Origin of the sequence: Shewanella sp. HL-SH4 (assembly GCF_051164845.1) — a bacterium.
GTDB classification, from domain to species: Bacteria; Pseudomonadota; Gammaproteobacteria; order Enterobacterales; family Shewanellaceae; genus Shewanella; species Shewanella glacialimarina.
In genome coordinates, this window is record NZ_CP195037.1 from 3621252 (window position 1) to 3643082 (window position 21831).

At 42.1% G+C, this 21831-nt stretch carries 17 protein-coding genes; 13 read left to right on the top strand and 4 right to left on the bottom strand.

Features of this window, described 5'->3' with window-relative positions; genetic code table 11:
• Nucleotides 1-96: 96 nt before the first annotated feature.
• Nucleotides 97-696, bottom strand: coding sequence for a VOC family protein (locus ACRWQL_RS16880; RefSeq protein ID WP_434951199.1), 600 nt, complete (start codon nucleotides 694-696; stop codon nucleotides 97-99).
• Nucleotides 697-736: 40 nt separating this feature from the next.
• Entirely contained in the window at nucleotides 737-1240 is a 504-nt protein-coding gene (locus ACRWQL_RS16885) for a L,D-transpeptidase family protein (protein ID WP_434951201.1), read from the bottom strand.
• A gap of 156 nt (nucleotides 1241-1396) precedes the next feature.
• Between ACRWQL_RS16885 and ACRWQL_RS16890 the strand changes: the two genes are divergently transcribed.
• Together ACRWQL_RS16890 and ACRWQL_RS16895 are read left to right on the top strand one after the other, a co-directional pair.
• Entirely contained in the window at nucleotides 1397-2245 is an 849-nt protein-coding gene (locus tag ACRWQL_RS16890; protein ID WP_434951203.1) for an ion transporter, read from the top strand.
• An 87-nt stretch (nucleotides 2246-2332) separates the two neighbouring features.
• On the top strand, nucleotides 2333-3868 hold the full coding sequence (locus tag ACRWQL_RS16895; RefSeq protein WP_434951205.1) for an MATE family efflux transporter: 1536 nt from the start codon (nucleotides 2333-2335) through the stop codon (nucleotides 3866-3868).
• Between the two features lie 92 nt (nucleotides 3869-3960).
• Here the strand turns inward: ACRWQL_RS16895 and pepE are convergent, their stop codons facing one another.
• Complete coding sequence (gene pepE, locus ACRWQL_RS16900) at nucleotides 3961-4671, bottom strand: dipeptidase PepE (protein ID WP_434951207.1); 711 nt, start codon at nucleotides 4669-4671, stop codon at nucleotides 3961-3963.
• A gap of 269 nt (nucleotides 4672-4940) precedes the next feature.
• Between pepE and htpX the strand changes: the two genes are divergently transcribed.
• The 11 genes from htpX to ACRWQL_RS16955 all read left to right on the top strand — a co-directional run bounded on the left by htpX (nucleotide 4941) and on the right by ACRWQL_RS16955 (nucleotide 19921).
• Nucleotides 4941-5804: a protease HtpX gene (gene htpX, locus ACRWQL_RS16905; RefSeq protein ID WP_434926580.1), complete on the top strand. Its 864-nt coding sequence runs from the start codon at nucleotides 4941-4943 to the stop codon at nucleotides 5802-5804.
• 265 nt (nucleotides 5805-6069) lie between these two features.
• Nucleotides 6070-6405: a cytochrome c3 family protein gene (locus tag ACRWQL_RS16910; RefSeq protein ID WP_434951209.1), complete on the top strand. Its 336-nt coding sequence runs from the start codon at nucleotides 6070-6072 to the stop codon at nucleotides 6403-6405.
• A gap of 320 nt (nucleotides 6406-6725) precedes the next feature.
• Nucleotides 6726-9563 carry a molybdopterin oxidoreductase family protein gene (locus ACRWQL_RS16915; protein ID WP_434951211.1) on the top strand — a complete coding sequence of 946 codons (2838 nt, stop codon included), beginning with the start codon at nucleotides 6726-6728 and terminating at the stop codon, nucleotides 9561-9563.
• A complete protein-coding gene (cobA, locus tag ACRWQL_RS16920) occupies nucleotides 9563-10441 on the top strand; it encodes a uroporphyrinogen-III C-methyltransferase (protein ID WP_434951213.1) in 879 nt (292 codons plus the stop codon). The genes ACRWQL_RS16915 and cobA overlap by 1 nt, the downstream gene beginning before the upstream one ends.
• Complete coding sequence (locus ACRWQL_RS16925; protein ID WP_434951215.1) at nucleotides 10434-11660, top strand: glycosyl transferase; 1227 nt, start codon at nucleotides 10434-10436, stop codon at nucleotides 11658-11660. Before cobA ends, ACRWQL_RS16925 begins: the two co-directional genes overlap by 8 nt.
• On the top strand, nucleotides 11648-12334 hold the full coding sequence (locus tag ACRWQL_RS16930; RefSeq protein WP_434951217.1) for an ANTAR domain-containing response regulator: 687 nt from the start codon (nucleotides 11648-11650) through the stop codon (nucleotides 12332-12334). Before ACRWQL_RS16925 ends, ACRWQL_RS16930 begins: the two co-directional genes overlap by 13 nt.
• Nucleotides 12335-12524: 190 nt before the next feature.
• Nucleotides 12525-15143, top strand: a complete 2619-nt coding sequence (gene nirB, locus ACRWQL_RS16935) for a nitrite reductase large subunit NirB (RefSeq protein WP_434951219.1) — start codon at nucleotides 12525-12527, stop codon at nucleotides 15141-15143.
• Nucleotides 15140-15475 (top strand): nitrite reductase small subunit NirD, encoded by a 336-nt coding sequence (nirD, locus tag ACRWQL_RS16940; RefSeq protein WP_434951221.1) that lies wholly within the window; start codon nucleotides 15140-15142, stop codon nucleotides 15473-15475. Before nirB ends, nirD begins: the two co-directional genes overlap by 4 nt.
• A gap of 1 nt (nucleotide 15476) precedes the next feature.
• Nucleotides 15477-16943 (top strand): NarK family nitrate/nitrite MFS transporter, encoded by a 1467-nt coding sequence (locus ACRWQL_RS16945; protein ID WP_434951223.1) that lies wholly within the window; start codon nucleotides 15477-15479, stop codon nucleotides 16941-16943.
• Nucleotides 16944-17156: 213 nt separating this feature from the next.
• On the top strand, nucleotides 17157-19028 hold the full coding sequence (locus ACRWQL_RS16950; RefSeq protein ID WP_434951225.1) for a protein kinase domain-containing protein: 1872 nt from the start codon (nucleotides 17157-17159) through the stop codon (nucleotides 19026-19028).
• Nucleotides 19029-19288: 260 nt separating this feature from the next.
• Nucleotides 19289-19921: a LuxR C-terminal-related transcriptional regulator gene (locus ACRWQL_RS16955; RefSeq protein WP_434926570.1), complete on the top strand. Its 633-nt coding sequence runs from the start codon at nucleotides 19289-19291 to the stop codon at nucleotides 19919-19921.
• Between the two features lie 131 nt (nucleotides 19922-20052).
• Here the strand turns inward: ACRWQL_RS16955 and ACRWQL_RS16960 are convergent, their stop codons facing one another.
• Nucleotides 20053-21816 (bottom strand): M61 family metallopeptidase, encoded by a 1764-nt coding sequence (locus tag ACRWQL_RS16960; protein ID WP_434931588.1) that lies wholly within the window; start codon nucleotides 21814-21816, stop codon nucleotides 20053-20055.
• Nucleotides 21817-21831: the final 15 nt, after the last annotated feature.

Below are 21831 nucleotides of genomic sequence, written 5' to 3' on the forward strand. Positions count from 1 at the left end.
CTAAACAGCATTAATAAGATTGTTAAAAAAGGAGAAAAAAGAGGTTCTCCTTTTTTATCTATATGTATCTAGAAGATCTACTGTACAGAGCGAAGCTTAGTCGCGAGTTAGTTTACCAATAACCGTAAAAGGTGAGTTCGCTTGCTCACTTTCAATAATTTTTTGAATATCGTGCGGATGCACTTTGACACAAATGCCATTCGCCTTAAACGCGATGGTAGGATTTGCTAAGCGCTCATTGTCACCTTTAGGCGAGCTCAATTTGACCTTGATCTCGGTTTTTCCTGCAATGACGTCTGCAAGTTGCGGTACATGGGCGATTAACTGTGATGCTAAATCATCACAGGTTTGCGCATTTGACGGAAACACTAACTCTACATGCTCCCAACCTTCTATTGGATACACTTTATCTGATGGAAAGGGCAGTTCAACGCATTCAATCGCTGTCGTCCCCATCATCATAGGTTCGGATAATTTAATAATTAAAATGGGGCGACCATTAATTATATTATTTGAAATGATTTTACCTAGTAGAGCAAATTCATCAGCAAGTGCTTGAGCAGTTTGGCTATTATTGACACGCAACGCGGCGTGATCACACGCTAGCGAGAGTGAGGCTAATCCAAGCTTGTTGATAAAAGCTTGGATTTGCAGGCTAAAGTCTGACCACGTGTGTTGCAAAACGCTGTAATTCATAAAAAGTCCAAAGTTTTAGGCTGCTTAAATGGCCTGTTTATTATGGCCAAATCTCAATAGGCGTGCCTGCATCAATCATGCGCCACAATTCATCCATTTCTTTATTGGTCACGGCAATGCAACCGTTAGTCCAGTTGTATCTTTGCGCTTCTTCCGGAGACATGGATGAGCGAGGATTTTGACCATGGATCATTATCATTCCGCCAGGGCTGATGCCTAAAGCTTGCGCACGCAGTTTGTCTTCATCATTGGGATATGAAATGTGAATAGATTTGTAAAACGCGCTATCAGGCTTTTTATAATCAAGTACGTATCGTCCTTGCGGGGTACGTTGATCGCCTTCTTTTAATTTATGTCCCTGTGGGGCATCTCCCATCGCAATAACATAGGTTTTTAATACTTTACCGTCACGCATCACTGACATACGAGATTCAGATTTATTGACCACCACTAAATCGATTTTAGCATGTGGTTGAGCTGAAGAAGCACTGGCAAAAAAAGGGCAAACAATACTGAGGGCGAAAAACCAATAACGCAAGTGCATGATATCTCCGTATAATGAATATTATTATTTTTATAACGCGGGTAAATTAGCCATTTTTAGTGGACTAATCAGTTAATTGAAATGATTTTAACGTTATCTGTTTGTAAATGGTATGGTTATGTTAGATATCTTTTTCAGGATTTGAGCTAAACAAGCATGAACGAAGCACACTTAGAAGACTCGCCGCTAAAACAGCGTTTACGGACCATTATTTTTGGTACAGATACCCCTGAGGGTAAAGCATTTGATATTGCGCTTTTAATATCGATTGTCGCCAGTATATTGCTAATAAGCTTAGACACTATTGATAGTTTGCATGCCGATTATGGTGAACTTTTTCTAATAGGTGAATGGATATTTACCATCATCTTTACCTTTGAATATGCACTTAGGCTTTATTGCTCACAAAATCGATTACATTACGCTCGCAGCTTTTTTGGCATAGTGGATCTATTGTCGATTCTGCCAAGTTATTTAGCATTGATCTTCCCAGGGGCAAATTTTGCTCTTGCTATTAGGGTACTGAGATTATTTAGGGTATTCAGAGTGCTGAAGTTATTACGCTTTCTAGCCGACGGAAACTTATTATTAAAAGCCATGCTGCAATCAAGCCGAAAGGTGTTTATATTTTTCTTTTCGGTGAGCTTGATAATATTGGTATTAAGCGTCGTTATGTATGTGGTTGAAGGCCCTAATAATGGTTTCAGCTCCATTCCTAAATCTATGTATTGGACCATTGTGACTATCACCACTGTGGGGTACGGTGATATCACCCCACAAACGCCACTTGGCCAAGCAATAGCTGCATTAACCATGTTGATAGGTTATTCAATCATAGCCATTCCGACCGGTATTTTAACCGCTGAGATTTCTCAAGAAATGGTCAAGGTACGTGATCTGCGTAAATGCAGTAATTGTGGCAAAAAAGGTCATGATAATGACGCCCAGTTTTGTAATCATTGTGGTAGTGAATTAGAGTCGCTTGCTTCGCTCACTCAGCCATAATGTTTTGCTCTTTTTTATATACTAAATAATGACGTATAACCCTAATAAAGTCGTATAAGACAATCGCGAACATTTCAAAGGATAAGCATGACCACAGCCAAGTTTGTCGAAGGGCCGATTTTACGACATATATTAGTGATGAGTTCTACTGCCGCAGTGGGGATCTCAGCCTTATTTGTCGTTGATTTATTAGATATCTTCTTTTTAAGTTTACTGGGTGAGCAAGAGCTTGCTGCTGCTGTGGGCTATGCTGGGACTATTTCATTTTTTACCACTTCGATAGGAATTGGATTATCTATTGCACTGGGTGCTTTGGTTTCAAGATCCATTGGAGCTAAAAACAGCGAACAAGCAAAACGCTTATTTTTAAACTGTGCCGTGGTGACATTCATTATCAGTGTGCTGGTGGCATTGATCGTGATGAGCTTTATTCCAGAGTTACTTGCCCTTGTTGGCGCCAAAGGTTACACCGCTGAACTTGCACAAAGTTATTTATATATATTAGTGCCATCGTTACCGGTAATTTGTCTTGCAATGGCACTGGGCGGCGCACTTCGAGCGGTAGGCGATGCCAAGTTGTCGATGATGTCGACATTAGCGGGTGGCGGTGTTAATGCGGTACTTGATCCGATTTTTATTTTTGTATTCGCTATGGGGATTGAAGGCGCCGCTGTAGCATCAGTATTTTCGCGTTTTGCCGTATTGTTCATTGCAGGGCATGGGGTTTTAATTAAACATCAGCTGGTAGGCAAATTTAACTTTGATGAGTTCAAACAGGATTTACCGATTATTTTTGCGATTGCAGGGCCGGCAATGCTAACCAATATCGCCACACCGATAGGCAATGCGGTAGTCACCCGGGCTATTGCTGATTTTGGTGACAGTTATGTCGCTGGTTGGGCTATTTTAGGCCGGCTGATCCCGGTTAGTTTTGGGATGATTTTTGCGCTATCTGGCGCAGTAGGGCCGATTGTAGGACAAAATTTTGGTGCTAATGAATTTGATCGAGTTAAACAAAGTTTGAATAAAGCGATTCAGTTCTGTGTGATTTATGTTGTCAGCGTATCACTCATATTATTCTTACTTCGTCATCACATTGTGAGTGGTTTTGATATGAAAGGCGATGCGGCAGAGCTGATATTGTTCTTCTGTCAGTATATTGCGGTGTTTTTCATTTTCTCGGGAATACTGTTTGTTGCCAATGCTTCTTTCAATAATTTGGGCAAGGCTAAATATTCAACCTTTTTCAATGTGGGTAAAGCCACAATTGGTACCATTCCATTTGTTTACTTTGGTGCGCAGTGGGGCGAGGTTTACGGCGTGTTAATTGGCCAGATTATCGGTTCAATTATTTTTGGTCTTGCGGGTGTGATTGTGGCCTACCGACTAGTGGATAAATTATCTCATACCGCAACGGCTGAATTGTCTGCGCAGGTGTTTACTAAGTCAGAAGACTTACCTTTAAACACCACAACAGTCTCTTCACCATTGTCATCAGCATCTGCTCAAATGGCTCAGTTAGATGATGAACCCTTGTGTAAGCAATTAGGTGAAACAGATGCTAAATCTGAATCTGAACCCACTTCTGCTTCAACAAGTAATGATAAGCTTGATGTAAAGTAATTCAATACCCTGTGGCTAATCCACATCTTGAGTATTGAATTAAATGATTATCAGTACTTACAGTTGTAAAAAGTCACTGTAAGTAAATTATATTAGGATAAGTACTGTGATAAATCTGTGCCAGGTTCAATCGGCACTTCTTGCTGCTCACCCTGGAACAAATAGCCTGGCTTGTTACCCACTAATGTCAGCTTATTACCTGTTAACTTAAGTGCTGTACCTTCTTGAATAGCAATAATAGGGGTGAGCGGATCCACTTGAGTAAACTCATATAAACGCTGGGCACGCGTTTCACCATTATGGCCCGGTGCTTGATAATTACTGTAATGTGGATTTATTTGAAATTGCACTAGGCCGATAGCGGTAAATGAAGGCGGCTCAATAATCGGCATATCGTTGGTGGTGCGAATTGACAAGCCTGCAATGTTAGAGCCAGCGCTCCAACCCACATAAGGCTTACCCTCACTGACCTGCTGTTTAATCAGGTGAACTAAATCATAACGATATAATTCATTGAGTAATTGGAACGTATTACCGCCACCAATAAAAATACCATCGGCATCTTTTATGGCTTGTTTTGGATCGCCGTATTCATCAATACTACTAATACTGATGGGTAAATCAGCTAAGCCTTGGCGGACTTTTTCCAAATATTCACTGTAGCTCATACCAACACCTGCATAAGGAATAAACAGCCATTTTTGTCCTGCTATACACAATGGTTTTATAAGCTCAACAGCATGCTGTAAATACGGGGTGTCACCCACTCTAGAAGCGCTTAATAATAAAGCATTCACTGACATAAAATATCCTTTTTTTGTTCAATAACCACAGTCGATTATCCCCATATTAACAAAGTTAATCACAGCATGATAATAGAGATAACTCTCCGGTTTTTGTTTAGCGACATTTAAGTTTCAATTAAGTATCTGTACCTAAAATCTCCGCGTAATAATGTATCTTGGTTGATTAAATCATATTTAATCTTCAATACCTTGAAAATCATTTTACCGGACATATTATGTCTGTAGAATGTATTGATATCGGCAATCTTGCCAACACAGGAGCTAAAATGAAGCGTATCTTTTTGTTAATTGCGACCAACATGGCAATTTTGCTAGTGGCCTCAATTGTAATGTCTATTCTAGGAGTTAACACTTCTACGATGAGTGGATTATTAGTGTTTGCTGCCATTTTCGGTTTTGGTGGCGCCTTTATCAGTTTAGCCATTTCAAAATGGATGGCAAAGAAAACCATGGGTTGTGAAGTGATCACCAATCCACGTGATAATACTGAACGCTGGTTAGTTGAAACCGTTGCTCGTCAAGCTGAGCAAGCAGGTATAAAAATGCCAGAAGTGGCAATTTACCAATCACCTGAAATGAATGCGTTTGCTACTGGCCCAAGTAAGAATAATTCACTGGTTGCGGTAAGCTCAGGCTTACTTTATGGCATGACCCAGGATGAAATTGAAGGCGTTTTAGCCCATGAAGTTAGCCACGTTGCTAACGGTGACATGGTAACGTTAACGCTAATTCAAGGTGTAGTGAACACGTTCGTTATTTTTGCAGCACGCGTCGTTGCGGGTATTATTAATAATGTTGTCTCTAGTAACAGTGAAGAAGGTGAAGGTTTAGGTATGTTTGCCTATATGGCCGTGGTGTTTGTATTAGATATGCTGTTTGGTATCTTAGCTTCAATCATTGTGGCTTACTTCTCTCGTATACGTGAGTTTAGAGCCGATGAAGGTGCTGCACGTTTAGCGGGTAAGAATAAGATGATCGCTGCGCTTGAACGTTTAAAAACGGGCCCAGAAGCCGGTGCAATGCCAGCTCAAATGTCAGCGTTAGGTATTAGTGGTAAGCGTTCTATGGCTGAGTTTATGATGAGCCATCCACCACTAGAAAAACGCATTGCGGCTTTAAAGAACAGCTAATATTGCCGGTAAAATAAACACCACTAAACTGGAGCCTTGTGCTCCAGTTTTTGTTTTATAACTTTTATTATGGATGTATTGATGTAGCGCTCGTTTCAAGTTCAGCTTCAATGCTAAGGTCTTGTTATAACATGATAGTTGCTTAAGTACGGTAGTTCGACTAAATTGGATTTAAGCTAAAAAAATCATCCATATAAAGTCTCAATCATGAATAATGACCTTTATTCAATACCATTGTGGCTAGCGTGGATAAAAAGAGGTTGATATGAAAAATATTTTCTTATGTTCCCTATTCGCTGTTTGTTTTGCTGTGCTCACTTTTTCAATTGGCGCGTCTGCCGCAGAGGAAAACTTAGCTGATTTTCATGCCGGCATGAACGGGTGTGAAAGCTGTCATGTAAATGAAGAACCTTCGGTTGACGGTGGATATGAATTTGAACAATGTCAAAGTTGCCATGGTTCATTAGCTAAAATGAATGATAACCATAAACCGCATGATGGCATGTTGATGTGTGTCGATTGTCATGCGGTACATGAAGTGAATGTAGGTGAACAACCTGTTTGCGAAGCCTGCCACGATGATGGTCGCCTGGCTAAATAGTGCGAGCTAATGTGTTGATGATGGTGTTATATCAACACTTTTTGCGACATTTTTTCAATACTATCAATCATTGTCTACTCTGTTTTATCGCCTTCAACTCCCCCCCAGCCACATCGATATACCTCTAAAGAGGTATTTTAATTGCTTTATTTTCAATAAGATGCGCAACATTGGTGCGACTTGTTGCACTTTAGCTGCACAATGTCCGATTACTTTCCTAAGTAAATTTATAAAAAACCTTTAATTTCAAACCAGTATAAATTTGGCACGCTAGTTGCGATATTAAATGTAATTATTGTAGTGATCAAATAGGTGTAGGAATGACGGATATTCAATCAAGTTGTGCATATTGTGGTGTCGGCTGTGGATTAACCATCAGCCAAAATTCAACACACACACTTGGTGAAACCGGCTCAGGATTAACGTTACAAGGCGACAAGGTTCATCCGGCTAACTTTGGGCAGCTATGCGCTAAAGGTGAGCGTTTATTAGAAAGCTTAAACCAGCCCAACACATTGCGCTACCCTAAGTTACGTTCAGGTAAACCGCTTGAGTGGGATGCTGCTACACAATTAATTGCAGATACATTTCAGCAAACCATTGATCAATATGGTTCAGATTCAGTGGCCTTTTATTTATCAGGTCAGTTGCTTACCGAAGACTATTACGTGGCCAACAAGTTTGTTAAAGGTTTCTTAAAAACCGCTAATGTCGACACTAATTCACGCCTGTGTATGTCTTCAGCAGTGAGTGCAATGCAACGTGCATTTGGTGAAGATGTGGTACCCGGATGTTATCAAGATTTTGAGCATGCAAAAGTTATTGTCTTAATTGGTGCCAATACCGCCTGGACCCATCCGGTTTTATTTCAACGTATTTTAGCAGCAAGAAAAACCAATGGCTGCAAATTGGTCGTAGTCGACCCGTTATCAACCGCAACCGCTAAGCAAGCTGATTTACATTTAGCGATAAACCCAGGGGCCGATTTAGACTTATTTGTTGGCTTGCTGGGCTTTATTGCAGATAACAACACACTGAATCAACGCTATATTGATGCTCATACAGAAGGTGTTGTTGAAGCCATTACCCACGCACAACAGTTCAGTGCAAACCTGCAAACACTTGCTGACTCTGTTGGGGTGACGTATTCAGACTTAGTGCAGTTTTACCAACTTTTTAGTCAGCATGAGCAAGTCGTTACTGCCACCTGCCAGGGTGTTAACCAGTCAGTGAATGGCACCGATATCACTAATGCGATCATTAATTGTCATCTTGCATTAGGCCAAATAGGTCAGGTTGGCGCCGGATTCTTTTCCCTGACCGGACAGCCTAATGCCATGGGCGGGCGAGAAGTAGGCGGTTTGGCCACTCAATTAGCCTGTCATATGGGATTTGCTGATAATGAGCGGGCGTTACTGGCTGACTTTTGGCAATGTGGTGATGTGGCGGCACAAAAAGGCTTAGCCGCTGTTGATATGTTTGATGCATTAGCCGATGGCAAAATAAAAGCTATTTGGATTATGGGCACTAATCCTGTGGTATCGCTACCTAATAGCGCTAAAATTGCCAAAGCACTAGCCGATTGCCCGTTTGTGGTGGTGTCTGAAGTGAGCCCTGACTCCGATACAGCTAAGCTGGCAGATATATTACTTCCCGCCCAAGGCTGGTCTGAAAAGTGTGGCACAGTCACTAATAGCGAGCGCACCATTACCCGCCAGCGTGGTTTTATTGCCGCTAAAGGTCAGGCAAAACCAGATTGGTGGGCGGTGAGCCAAGTGGCAATTAAAATGGGCTTTAACGGTTTTCAATTTGAACACAACGCCGCGGTATTCAGCGAATTTTCTGCTTTAAGTGCGAAAGTGAAACAAGTTTTTCCAGATAAACACTTTAATCTTGCCGGACTCGCTGGATTAACAAAAACTCAATATGATGATTTAGTGCCAACACAGTGGCCAGTCGCAAGCATTGAACAAATCGGTCAACAGCATCAGCGTGTGTTTTCAAATGGTCATTTTTCTACTATCAGCGGTAAAGCACAGTTTATTACGCCTGCGAACGTATCAACTCACTTAGCCAAAGGGCAATCAGTGAATGGTGTTGAAAATAGCCGCCAAAACTTACCCGCTTTGTTGCTCAATAGTGGCCGCAGTCGAGATCAGTGGCACACCATGACTCGCACAGGCCATATTGCTAGCCTACGCGCCAGCGTGCCAGAACCTGTGATTCATTTGCATCCAAAACAACTGGGTTTATTTAATCTAGTGGAAGGTGGGTTAGCCCGTATTCAAGCGGAGCAAAAAACAAAATCAAAGCCCCAAGCTTTTACAATGGCTCGAGTGATCGCAGATAAAGACATGCCAGTCGACGTCGCATCTATGTCTATGCACTGGTCAAAGCAGTTTTCACTGACTCAGGGAGTTAACCAAGTTGTTGACAGCCGAGTAGATCCTATTTCACAGCAACCTGCATTTAAGTGCCAACCAGTGACTTTATCGCCGGTGACGTTAGCCCTGCAAGGAGTGGTATTTGGCATTCATGACAAAGCGGCCGCAGGTCTTTGTTGGCAAGTGGCTCAAACGTTAACCAATGGTATTTGTCATCATATTGGTTTTGAAAACGAACAAGATGGTTTTGCATATCAAGCCACGCCCTATTCATTAAAGTGGACCTTAACGCGAGTTTGTCAATCTGGGCATCAGCTATTGCACATTCAATGCAATATCCAAAAAGGGCAGTTAATTGCGTTGAAACTGTTATCTGATAAACCGGTGAGTGTGGCATTAGAACCTATGAGCGCATTTATTGGTAAAACCTTAAATAGCCAGCTATTAAGCCAACTTCATCAACAAATTAATGCTGGGAATAGCCCATTAATTTGTGCCTGTACAGGCATGACTGAAGCTGATATTAGCGATGAAATTAACCTGCAGTTTAATCAGCAAGTATTTAACAAAGGTGTGACTAACCTTAGTTTTGAACAGGCTTTAGATGCGACGCAATCCATATTAGGTTGTGGTCGACAATGTGGCAGTTGCCAAAGTGAAGTTAACCAGTGCGCCACCGCGCATTGGGCTGAAGCACTTACTTATACTGATACTTACAGTGACCCAGATACCGAGCATGAACAAACCAATCCAGCAAAAGAGGATGTTGCCTAATGAATAATGTCGAAACCATCATTAAAAATACTCATCAGACACTTAGTGCAGATCAAACTCTCAAAGGGGGAGAAGTGGCTATTGTTGGCGCAGGCTGTGGTCAATTAGATTTGATGACAATTAAAGCCGCACGCATTGTGGCACAAGCAGAGGCATTAGTGTTCGATAGCCTAGTCAGTAGCGATATTTTGACCTTAGTTAATGCCCAATGCCAACGTCATTTTGTGGGAAAACGTTGTGGCCAGCCCAGTACTCAGCAGGATGACATTAATGCTTTGTTACTGACGTTAGCTCAGCAAGGATTAAAAGTGGTGCGCTTAAAAGGTGGCGACCCACATATATTTGGCCGCGGCGCAGAAGAAGCGCTTTATTTGGCTAATCATGGAGTGCGATCGCAGTTTTTTGCCGGGGTTACCGCCGCTTTGGGCAGCGCGGCTAGTACAGGTATTCCACTGACTTTTCGAGGTGTCGCACGCAGTGTCACTTTAATTACCGGTACTAAAATGACCGATGCCGATAATGCCAATGCGCCAACACAATGGCAGGCGTTACTTGCGGCGCAATCTACCCTAGTGTTTTATATGGGAAAAGAGCAAGCGGTAGGAATCTCAGATGGGTTAATAAACGCCATGTGCGCGGCAAATCTGCCGGTTGCTTTTGTCACTAATGGCGGTCGTCCCAATCAATTAGTCACTTATTCAACCGTCGGTAATATGGGACACGATGCATTAACCATTAAAAATTCTGGGCCAACGCTAATTATTATCGGTGAAGTGGTCAGTGTCGGGTTGCAGTTGTCGCAGTTACTCGCAGACATTGACGATAATCCCCAGCATTCATATAAACAAAATGAGCCATTTGAGGTGTTATATGCCTAAAATTGGACCGCTTGAACTCACCTCAGTTGAAGAATTTGATTTTCGATTGTTGATCAAAGCGCTTGGCAAGGGCGAAAAAGGCTCACGCAGTTTAACGTTTGCCGAAGCCAGTTTGTTAATTCAAGGTTTTGCCAAGGGCAAAGTGACTAAAGCCCAAATGGCCAGTGCAATGATGCTAATGCGGGTGCGAGGCGAAACCGTGATAGAGGTTGCAGGTGTTGTCGCTGGGCTTAAACATACTATTAATCCTGCTTGGGGGGAATTAAACGTTGATATTGACTGGCCAGTTTATGCCGGAAAACGTGAGCAGTTGCCCTGGTTACTGCTGGTGACAAAGATGTTAGCCCGCAAAGGTATGCGGATTATGTTACACGGTGATAGTCAGGCCTTGCCCCATCGTCGACATGTTGAGTCTTGCATTCAAGCATTAGATATTGCCCTGTGTCAAACGGCAGAAAAAGCACAACAAGCATTGGATGATAGCGGCATAGTCTATGTGCCTGCAGGTGATTTAGCCCCTGTGTTAGATGATTGCCGTTTATTGCATCAAGAACTCGGCTTAAGAAGTATTATTCAAACCGCATCTCGTTGCATTAACCCTAGCAATGCGCCATTGAGCCTACGCAGTTTTTTTCATCCAGGGCTTGATGAATTGCATCAAAAAGTGGCAGAAAAATTATTTACTGAAGATGTCTACCAACAAGGTGTTGTCGGTATTTTTAAAGGCTTACAAGGCGAGACGGAAATAAATCCCCGAGTAACAACTGATGTTCAAGTCGTGAAATACTCTGGTGAGAATGTCCAGTTTAGTGCATTTGAGCTACCAACATTGTTGGAGGGCTTTTCTGGTGCAAAAGTGGGCCAGGCAGAACTGCCCAGTGAAATGCTTGCGCAGCTTTGGCGCACAGAAAACACCACAGAATTAAGCTCTCTACATCATAATAAGTCCTCATCTTATCTCACTCAACCAATGACGCCTGCAATGCATGAGCAAGCGTTAAGCAGTGTGCAAGCTACGCTGTGTTTGGTGTTGAGTTTACATGACGTTTTACATGCTAATAGTCTTGTTCTTGCGAATAATATGACTCTGAGTCAGTGCTGGTGGACTGAGCGATTAGTGCCAATAAGCGCATCTGAAATGGATATTAATCCGGCCCACTTATCTCAGTCATTAATCACATCACCGTTAACTGCCAAGGAGAGATCATGCACAGTGTAATTTTATCCGACCCTACTTTCTCTGTACTTGATACCGCTGCGCAGCGCTTGGCTGATTATCAAACCGTTTTAGCCTCTCTGGGCAAAGTCAGTGTCGTGAATTCAATCAGTGCGGTTGAAAGAATTTCGACACATTTTGATGTTTTACTAGTATTAACTGACAGGCTAGAAGGGCAGATTGATGGTTTTATTCAGCGTTGCCTGTTAAACCAACCCACTGCCATTATTGTGAATGTTAATCAGTGGCAACCTCAGCAATTAGAAGGCTTGTTGGCCTGTGGTCGACTCACTTTTGTCCCCGACATTATGGTCGCCAGCCGATTACTGAGCTTAGTTGATTTGGCCAGGGCGCGTTTGAATGCCGCCAATAAAAGTATCGCAGAATTCAAGAAATTAGATGATGAAATTAAAGGTCTAAAACTCTTGAACCAAGCCAAATTGATTGTAATGCAACAAGGGTTTGATGAAGCAAAAGCACACCAAATTATTCAGCAACAAGCGATGAAAAAAGGCTTAAGTGTATTTCAAATGTCAGCACAAATTATTGCCGTAATGACATCAAACCAGGTTTCGGCACATGCAGGTATATCTGTTATGTCTGAAAATAGTGCGCCTCATTATGGTGCGACTGCGCTTAATATGAACGTAGCAAGCAGAAATGTGAGTAATAGCTAGGTTGTAGGTTATTGTTTTAAAAGTAGTAAATGTTTTTGATAATAAAATTGTTTTTGGCATGTAGTCTGCAACATCAATATCAGTAAAGGTTTACATTAAAAATTGGGTTTTATTATGGCAAAGGCGCCAACTTCTTAAACGGAGTTGGCGCCTTTTGTTTTTAATAAACCAAGGCATGAAGGAGCCGCATATGGCAGTCACAAAATCTAAGTTAGTTGTCGTGGGTAATGGCATGGTTGGCCATCATTTTATTGAACAATTGTGCAGCCTAGGGCTGAATAAACAATTTTACGTGCATGTCTTTGGCGAAGAGCCTCGTCCAGCATATGACCGGGTGCAATTATCCAAGTATTTTGAAACTGGCAGTGCCGACCCACTAATGCTAACCAGTGCGCAAGATTATGCTGACTGGGGAATTAATTTACACCTTAATACGCAAATTACCGCCATTGATATTGCCACTAAAACACTCACCAGCGCGAAAGGCGAGCAATATCAATATGACCGCTTAGTACTGTCGACAGGCTCATTTCCATTCGTGCCACCGATCAAAGGCAACGACCGTCAGCAATGTCTGGTTTATCGCACCATTGAAGATCTACAAGATATTCAAGCCGCAGCCAACAACAGTAAAGTGGGCGTGGTCGTCGGCGGTGGTTTATTGGGGCTTGAAGCGGCTAATGCCATGATGCAGTTAGGAGTAAAAACCCATGTGGTTGAGTTTGCACCGCAATTGATGCCGGTTCAGCTTAACGACAAAGCCGGTGATTTGTTATGTAGCAAAATTGAGCAGCTCGGGGTGAGTGTTCATACCTCTAAAGCGACTACTGCAATTATTGATGGTGAAACCGCGTTGCATCGGATGACATTCAGTGACGAGTCATATTTAGAAGCCGATATGATCGTGTTTTCTGCCGGTATTCGTCCGCAGGATGCATTGGCTAGAGTGTCCAACATTAACATTGGTGAGCGCGGCGGCATTGAAATTGACGATTACTGCTTAACCTCAGCACCTGATGTTTATGCCATTGGTGAGTGCGCTTTATGGCAACAAAAAATATTTGGCTTAGTCGCGCCGGGTTATCAAATGGCCCGTGTTGCGGCATCGCATATCGCCGCATCGGTATCTATTTTAGAACCTAAAAATAAAGCCGCTAGCTTTACCGGCGCCGATATGAGCACCAAACTAAAATTGCTGGGTGTAGATGTTGCCGCAATTGGCGCTAGTCGTGGTTTTGATAATGCACAGTTTGTCGAGCTATCTGATAATCAAGCGGGTATTTACAAAAAACTCTGGTTAGATGAAACCGGCAAATTTTTAAAGGGCGCCGTGCTGGTGGGCGATAATAGCGACTACAGCCGTTTATTAGAGGCTTATTTATCGCAGGATGAAATTATCGGCTCAGCGGTTGAGTTGTTATTAGCGGGCGCAGAATCTGAAGCAGATTTAAAAGACACTTCAATAGTGTGTTCATGCCATCAGGTGACCAAAGGCGATATTGTCGATGCAGTGAAAGCCGGCAATCATAAAATGGCTGAAATCAAATCATGTACTCGCGCCGCATCGGGTTGTGGTGGCTGTGCACCTATGGTACAAAAAATTATTGACCAAACATTACAAGCGCAAGGGCTAGATTTTAATGCGGGAATTTGTGCTCATTTTGATCATGACCGTCAAGCCTTGTATCACCTTTGTCAGGTAGAAGGCATTAATGATTTTGAGACCTTAATGACCTTGCATGGCAAACCTTCACCCCAAGGTCACACCTATGGATGTGATATTTGTAAGCCTACAGCAGCATCCATTTTTGCCAGTTTACAAAATCAATATGTACTAAACCAAGACAATAGCCATGTGCAATTACAAGACACTAATGATGCGTTTTTAGGTAATCTGCAAAAAGACGGCTCTTATTCAATTGTGCCGCGCATTGCTGGCGGTGAAATTACCCCAGCCAAACTTATCGCTATGGGGCAAATCGCGCAAGATTATGACTTATATACCAAGATAACCGGCGGCCAACGTATCGATATGTTCGGTGCGCAGTTATCGCAATTACCCGAAATTTGGCAAAAACTGATTGATGCAGGTTTTGAAACCGGTCATGCGTACGGCAAATCTTTGCGCACGGTTAAATCTTGCGTTGGCAACACATGGTGCCGTTACGGCGTGCAAGACGCGATTGGCTTAGCGATTGATTTAGAAAATCGCTACAAAGGCTTACGCAGTCCTCATAAATTAAAATTTGCGGTATCAGGTTGTACCCGTGAGTGTGCAGAAGCCCAAAGCAAAGACATTGGTGTAATAGCAACTGACAAGGGTTGGAATTTATATGTTGCCGGTAATGGTGGTATGCGCCCGCGACATGGTGATTTATTTGCAACCGACTTAAGCACAGCAGAGCTATACCAATATATCGATCGAGTGTTGATGTTCTACGTAAAAACAGCCGATAAATTACAACGTACTTCAACGTGGATGGACTCGTTAGAAGGTGGTTTAGGCTACTTAAAGTCGGTGGTTATTGATGATGCACTAGGTCTTAACACTGAGCTTGAAAAACAAATGGACAGCATTGTCGCCTCTTACCAATGTGAGTGGAAAACCAGTCTTGAACAGCCATCATTCCTAAGCCGCTTCAATGAGTTTGTTAACCCGGCAGATGCCCCTAAAGCGGACACTTCAGCCTATCAACGCATACGTGAACAGCGTTTTCCAGCCATTAAAGATGCAGGGGCAGGCACTATCGCTATTCGCGACATTACAGATGAACAAACACACAATACTGTAGAGGAGGTCGTAGCATGAGTTGGATAAATGTATGTGATGAAACCAGCCTGCCACAGGGCTCTGGAGTGGCGGCTTGGGTAGCGGGTAATGCGGTTGCCATTTTTAACCTAGGTAAAGATGGCTTATTCGCATTAGACAATGTTGACCCAGCATCAGGCGTGAGTCTGCTGGCAAGAGGATTGATTTGCGAAATGGAAGGTGAACTTTGCGTGGCCTCGCCGCTTTATAAGCAGCATTACAACCTGGTGACAGGGGTTTGCATTGAAGATACCAATTTGGTGGCCAGTCCATTTGAAGTCAAAACCGAGCAGGGCAAAGTCTTTGTTCTCGCCAAAGTATCAGGAGTTTAATATGAGCGCAGAAAAATTTAACTTGTTTTCATTTACGGGCAAAATGAAAGTATTGCACTTGAGCTGGATGGCCTTCTTTATCACGTTTGTAGTGTGGTTTAACGCCGCGCCTTTAGTGAGCGTAATAGCAGACAGTTTGGGCTTAACGAAAGATCAAATCAAAACCCTATTAATTTTGAACGTGGCGTTAACTATTCCGGCGCGGATTATTATCGGCATGGTGACTGATAAATATGGTCCAAGGTTAACCTATTCAGCGTTATTAGCCATTTGTTCTATTCCGTGTTTTATGTTCGCGGTCGCAGATACTTTTGAGCAGTTAGCGTTAGCACGTTTTTTAATTGGCTTTATCGGTGCAGGCTTTGTGATTGGTATTAGGGTAGTAAGTGAGTGGTTTCCCGCTAAAGAGCTGGGCACCGCTGAGGGCATATATGGCGGCTGGGGTAACTTTGGCTCTGCGGCGGCGGCCTTTACATTACCAGCTGTTGCGTTAGCTTTTGGTGGTGAAAATGGTTGGCGTTATGCTATCGCCTTTACCGGGTTAATGAGTTTGGCATTCTCTTTTGTGTATTATTTTAATATTACCGACACACCTAAAGGGTCAACTTATTTTAAACCCAAAAAAGGCGGCGGCTTAGAAGTCACCAGCAAAGGGGATTTTGTGTTATTGATTATCATGAAAATCCCTATGTATGCCACGCTTGCTTTACTGGGGTGGAAGCTATCTCCAGCAGGCGTCAGCATGTTTACCCAAGACATCACTAACCTCATTTATGGCGCATTAGTTGTAATATTTATTATTGACTATTACCAGACCTATCAAGTCAATAAGCATATCTTTAGCAGCGAAGTGCCAGAGTTTGAGCGTTATGAGTTCAAGCAAGTGGCGGTGCTGAATGTGTTGTATTTCACCACATTTGGCTCAGAGCTAGCGGTAGTGTCTATGTTGCCATTATTTTTTGCTGAAACCTTTGGGTTAGGTATGGCGCAGGCGGGTATGGTGGCGTCAAGTTATGCCTTTATGAACTTAATGTCTCGCCCAGGTGGTGGTTGGTTAAGTGATAAGTTTGGTCGTAAAGTTACCTTACTTATTTTAACTGCGGGGTTAGCGATTGGTTATTTCTCGGTGGCGCAAATTGATTCAAGCTGGAATTTGCCTGTGGCGGTAGTGGTGGTGATGGCATGTTCGTTCTTTGTACAAGGTGGTGAAGGGGCAGTATTTGCCGCAGTGCCATTAATTAAGCGCCGTTTAACCGGGCAAATAGCTGGAATGACAGGGGCTTATGGTAATGTCGGTGCAGTGTTTTTCTTAACCGTTTACTCTGTGGTATCGACACAAATATTCTTTTATGTGATAGGCGTGAGTGCCATATTTGGCTTTATCACCTTACTATTTATGAGTGAGCCTAAGGGGCATATTGCCGAGGTGAATGAGCAAGGTGAAGTCACTTTAATCAGTGTTAGCTAATTGCCAAAAGTGTAACCTGTTTAGCTCGCCGTGAGTCTATTTAACCTCATCGGCGAGTTTTGTGCTTATTGATGTGAATGTACTTTTTTGGTTTTATTTTAGTGACATCGTTTTTGTCATGCTAGTAAATCACGCCAGCCAATCAAGTATGAGAATAACGGCCGCGATAAATTTTATAATGCTTGGCTTTAAATAAGGTGCGGGTAAGACGATATGATCAAACAAAGCGCTGAACCACCCACGCAACAGACGTTAGTATCGCCATCAGAAGTGTTGGTAACATTAGCAACATCAGCAACAGCAAGTAATCAAGAGCCAGATAACACTGTGTTGATGTGTTCCGATACAGAGCAACTTCATATCCATGTAGGTCAAGCGTCAGACAAAGGGATTAAAGCGGCTAATGAAGATGCAATTGGCATTCGTATTCCCTCGGGATTAATGCTGACCACTAAAGGTATTGTCACGGTTATTAGTGATGGCGTAAGCACCGCAGAAGGCGGCGCACAGGCATCAGCCATCAGTGTCAGTAATTTTATTAGTGATTATTATTCCACGCCTGACACCTGGAGTGTGCAAACCTCAAGTAATAAAGTGCTAACAGCATTAAACCGTTGGTTATATGGGTTAGGGCAAGATTATCGAGATGCTCGCCGAGGTTTTGTGTGCACCTTTTCTGCACTGATATTCAAATCGTGTACCGCTCATATGCTGCATGTCGGAGACTCTCGAGTGTATCGACTGCGAGCCGGTGAGCTGGTTAAACTCAGTCGCGATCACAGTACCAGCGTCAGTGAGACCCAGCATTATTTGACTCGCGCATTAGGGATGGATGTTAAGTTAGAGGTCGACTATAAAGCCATTTCGTTACAGGTTGGGGATGTGTTTTTACTGACCACAGACGGCATTAATGATGTACTCACTGACTATGAAATTAGCCAATACTTAAATAAACACATTAGCCTGCACCCGCAATTATTAGATGAACAATGTGAGCAGTTTTGTCACCAGTTAATGGCAAAAGCACTCAGCGCGGGAAGCAAAGATAATGTCAGTGCGCAGCTGTTGTGCATCGACCGTTTGCCCAATCAAGAAATCGATGACGTTTATCAACGGCTGGCCAGCAAACCTTTTCCACCGCCAATGGATATAGGGATGAAACTTGATGGATATCAAGTGACCCATATTATCCATCAGTCGCAACGCAGCCAGGTTTATCGGGTAATAAATAGCGAGGGTAAAGCTTTTTGCATGAAAACCCCTTCGGTCAATTACCTTGATGATGCCGCCTATATTGAGCGATTTATGCTAGAAAGCTGGGTGGGTAATCGCATCAATAATAACTATGTGGTTAAAATAGCCGAACAAAATAAACCCAAATCCGCACTGTATTATTTAACCGAATTTTTAGATGGCGTGAGTTTGTCACAGTGGTTAGTGCAGCATAGAAAAGCCTCGGTAGAAGAAGTGTTGCGGCTGGTTAAGCAGATGGAACTTGGCATTAGAGCCTTTCATCGACGTGAGACACTACATCAAGATTTAAAGCCAGATAATATCTTTATTACCCGCCAGGGTGGGGTGAAAATAATTGATTTTGGCTCATGCTTTATTAAAGGTATTGCTGAAATTAGCACGCCATTAGTGCGCGATAATATCTTGGGTACTGCAGATTACACAGCACCAGAAGTGATATTAGGTTATCAGTCAGATGGCCGAGCAGACTTGTTTTCGTTAGCGGTAATCGCCTTTGAAATGCTTGCCGGTGAATTGCCGTTTAAAGGTCAGCTATGCAAATGTCACAAGCGAAATGATTTTTTAAAACTAACTTATGTCAGCGTACATAAATTGAATCCTATGGTGCCAGAATGGATGGATTCGGTCCTTAAAAAAGCCATGAGTATTGAACCCAGCTTTAGGCAAGCCGATACCTGTGAATTTATCCATCAAATAAATACCCCTCAAATACATAAAATTACCAAAGCTAGGGTACCTTTTATCGAAAAAGATCCACTCAAGTTCTGGCAAATAGTATCAATTATGCTGTTTCTGTCATTGCTTGCGTCTTTGTTTAGCAAATTTTTATAGTAATAAAGAGGGGGGAACCTATTTAAGTTAATGATAGCCCTAGCTGTTATTTATTATTTTTTTAACTTTATCAATGATTTACGATTTAGCTTGTTGGTTTTTTGATAGCGTTAGATGTTTAAATATAAACAAAAGTGACAACTCTACTCTTTTGGCTAATATTTAATGTAATACTAATTTGTTACTTTAGTGCTTTAGCGTTTCATCTAGACTGATGAAACGGCACTGTATGTTAATCAGTTTACAAGGAGAGTTAAATAATGTTTAAAGTAGCCAACTGGATGCTGGTATCACGCTCGCATTTATTAATGGATTTATTGACAGTAAGATGGCCACAAGAGTTTTTAGTTAAATTAACCTGTGCACAGCCAGGTAACATGGCCGATTTTCTTGCGGTGCAGAAATGCAGTTTAGTTGTTTTTGATTTGTCGACTATAGATTTACAACAAACTTACCAATTACAACGAGTGATTGAACGGGAGTTAACTGAAACGAAAACCGTGTTTATCAATTTTCCTAAGCAAGTTGATGCAAGATTTTTAATAAACCCTAAGACTACATTAGGCGTTTTCTATACTGATGCAACATTAACCAATTTAGGTAAAGGGCTTGAAAGTATTTTAAAAGGCCAAAGTGTTATTCCTGCTGATTTACGTGTTGATTCCGACAATGTAGACAATGAAAATGATATTGATAACCTCACCATCAGAGAGCGTGAAGTATTACAGGCATTATTATCTGGTAATACTAACCTTGATATAGCCAATAAATTATTTGTCAGTGAATCAACTATTAAGACCCATTTGTACCGCGCATTTAGAAAAATTGGGGTATCAAGCCGCGGTCAAGCAATTGCATGGGCTCAAACTCATGTTCATGAGGTGATGGTTTAGGGACCACTTGACTAATGACGGACTTAATTAGCTTAGAAGATATCGCATACAATACGATACCTTCTAGGGCTAAGCTTAAGCACTTTTTTTTAATCAGTAGGCGCTAATATTTAAGTACTAAGTTATTTTATCTATTGAGATAACCATAGTTTGACTAAATTTTTATCTTTAATCTTTAGCATCACAGTATCTTTTACAGCAGCTTGAATTATTAAGTCACCTTGCATTAATTCATCGCGTCTAAACCAATGTAGTTTAATCGACTCATTAATAGGGTAGTGTTGCAGTTGTTGCTCAAATTGACCATTTACTTGTAAATTATCAGCGGCTATTAATAAGTCGCCAGCACTTAAACCTGCCTGATGAGCTGGACTATCCTGGGTTACGGTAAGTATTTTTAAGCCTAAACTTTCCGCTTTAACACGGGCACCAAATCCAATTTTAAAGCCCTTAGCTTTGCTGCCGCCAGTATCACTGCTGCCTTCACTGCTTCGCAGGCTCATTTCAACGCCCACTTTAGCGAGTAAATCAGCTAATGGCAGATCATCTGTGTTGTATAAAAAGCTGAAAAGATCATCACAATTACGCTTTAATAATGATTCAACAATGCGTTGATGGCTTTTGTTATCGGTGCCTTTTTCGGTTAAACCATACTCTTGCCATAAAATGCGCATCACATCGTCCAGGCTTTTACTGCCCTGGGTTTCAAGTCTTAAGGTTAAGTCTAACAGTAACGCAAATAGCGCCCCTTTAGTGTAATAACTGACAATAGCATTGGCGGCATTTTCATCTTGTTTATAAAACTTTGTCCACGCATTAAAGCTTGATGAAGCTAAACTTTGTTTAAAGCGGCCTTGACCACGATAAACCCGAGTCATGGTTTCACTTAATAAGGTTAAATAGCTTTCTTGATCGATACAGCCACTGCGATAAGTGATTAAGTCATCAAAGTAAGAGGTAATACCTTCATAAGCCCATAATTGCTCAGTGTAGCTTTCTTGGGATAAATCAAACGGGGTAAACTTTGCCGGCTTGATGCGTTTTACATTCCAGCTATGGAAATATTCATGGCTGCAAAGGGATAAATAGGTGCGATAGCCTGTTTCGACTTCACCTTGTTCACTTTTAGGTAAATCATTGCGTGAACACATTAAGGCAGTAGAAGCTTTATGCTCTAAACCACCAAAGCCATTATCTAATACCGTGGTCATAAACACATAGCGTTCAAACGGAGCAGGGGTATCAAAAAAGTGAATTTGGTACTCGCAAATTGCTTTTAAGTCTTGCTTTAAACGGGCCATATTCGCGCGATGCTTTCCACTTAACACAATATCGTGTGGTACGCCTGCTGCGACAAAAGTATCAATAGTTAAGTCGCCCATTTCAACCGGATGATCAATTAAGTCCTGGTAATTTTCAGCGGTAAACTCGCCAAAACCAAATTGTTCACCCGCTGCGCGTGTCATGCTGGTCGCCACTTTCCATTGGGCTAAGTCATTCAATGCTGGTGGCGCTATCGTAACCTGTTGAGGGTGATGCTCTAATCCATTGGCAGCGAGAAAAACTGAACTACCATTAAAAAAGCCATGATTAGTATCAAGGTGAGCTGTACGCACCGATAAGTCCCAGGCATAAATTTGATAACGCAAGGTAATCGTGGTTGATTGATTATCCACTTGCCATGTTTGTTTATCGAGTTGCGTAAAGCCAATCGGCGCATCATTTTCATCAAAAAATTGAATGTCGATGATGTTCTTAGCAAAGTCACGGATCATATAACTGCCCGGTAACCAGGCAGGTAAGCTGAATATTTGATGCGGCTGAGCATTATTCAATGTGGCGGTTACGGCAAATAAATGGGCTTTGGGATCGATGGCATGAATGTGATGATGCATAAAAGGTCCAGTCGC

What these genes read in the sequence shown, in the direction of transcription:
- nirB (WP_434951219.1), top strand. Translation starts at nt 12,525, where the DNA reads ATGGCAGTCACAAAATCTAAGTTAGTTGTCGTGGGTAATGGCATGGTT.
- ACRWQL_RS16930 (WP_434951217.1), top strand. Translation starts at nt 11,648, where the DNA reads ATGCACAGTGTAATTTTATCCGACCCTACTTTCTCTGTACTTGATACC.
- htpX (WP_434926580.1), top strand. Translation starts at nt 4,941, where the DNA reads ATGAAGCGTATCTTTTTGTTAATTGCGACCAACATGGCAATTTTGCTA.
- ACRWQL_RS16950 (WP_434951225.1), top strand. Translation starts at nt 17,157, where the DNA reads ATGATCAAACAAAGCGCTGAACCACCCACGCAACAGACGTTAGTATCG.
- ACRWQL_RS16955 (WP_434926570.1), top strand. Translation starts at nt 19,289, where the DNA reads ATGTTTAAAGTAGCCAACTGGATGCTGGTATCACGCTCGCATTTATTA.
- nirD (WP_434951221.1), top strand. Translation starts at nt 15,140, where the DNA reads ATGAGTTGGATAAATGTATGTGATGAAACCAGCCTGCCACAGGGCTCT.
- ACRWQL_RS16925 (WP_434951215.1), top strand. Translation starts at nt 10,434, where the DNA reads ATGCCTAAAATTGGACCGCTTGAACTCACCTCAGTTGAAGAATTTGAT.
- ACRWQL_RS16885 (WP_434951201.1), bottom strand. Translation starts at nt 1,240, where the DNA reads ATGCACTTGCGTTATTGGTTTTTCGCCCTCAGTATTGTTTGCCCTTTT.
- ACRWQL_RS16915 (WP_434951211.1), top strand. Translation starts at nt 6,726, where the DNA reads ATGACGGATATTCAATCAAGTTGTGCATATTGTGGTGTCGGCTGTGGA.
- cobA (WP_434951213.1), top strand. Translation starts at nt 9,563, where the DNA reads ATGAATAATGTCGAAACCATCATTAAAAATACTCATCAGACACTTAGT.
- pepE (WP_434951207.1), bottom strand. Translation starts at nt 4,671, where the DNA reads ATGTCAGTGAATGCTTTATTATTAAGCGCTTCTAGAGTGGGTGACACC.
- ACRWQL_RS16895 (WP_434951205.1), top strand. Translation starts at nt 2,333, where the DNA reads ATGACCACAGCCAAGTTTGTCGAAGGGCCGATTTTACGACATATATTA.
- ACRWQL_RS16890 (WP_434951203.1), top strand. Translation starts at nt 1,397, where the DNA reads ATGAACGAAGCACACTTAGAAGACTCGCCGCTAAAACAGCGTTTACGG.
- ACRWQL_RS16960 (WP_434931588.1), bottom strand. Translation starts at nt 21,816, where the DNA reads ATGCATCATCACATTCATGCCATCGATCCCAAAGCCCATTTATTTGCC.
- ACRWQL_RS16880 (WP_434951199.1), bottom strand. Translation starts at nt 696, where the DNA reads ATGAATTACAGCGTTTTGCAACACACGTGGTCAGACTTTAGCCTGCAA.
- ACRWQL_RS16945 (WP_434951223.1), top strand. Translation starts at nt 15,477, where the DNA reads ATGAGCGCAGAAAAATTTAACTTGTTTTCATTTACGGGCAAAATGAAA.
- ACRWQL_RS16910 (WP_434951209.1), top strand. Translation starts at nt 6,070, where the DNA reads ATGAAAAATATTTTCTTATGTTCCCTATTCGCTGTTTGTTTTGCTGTG.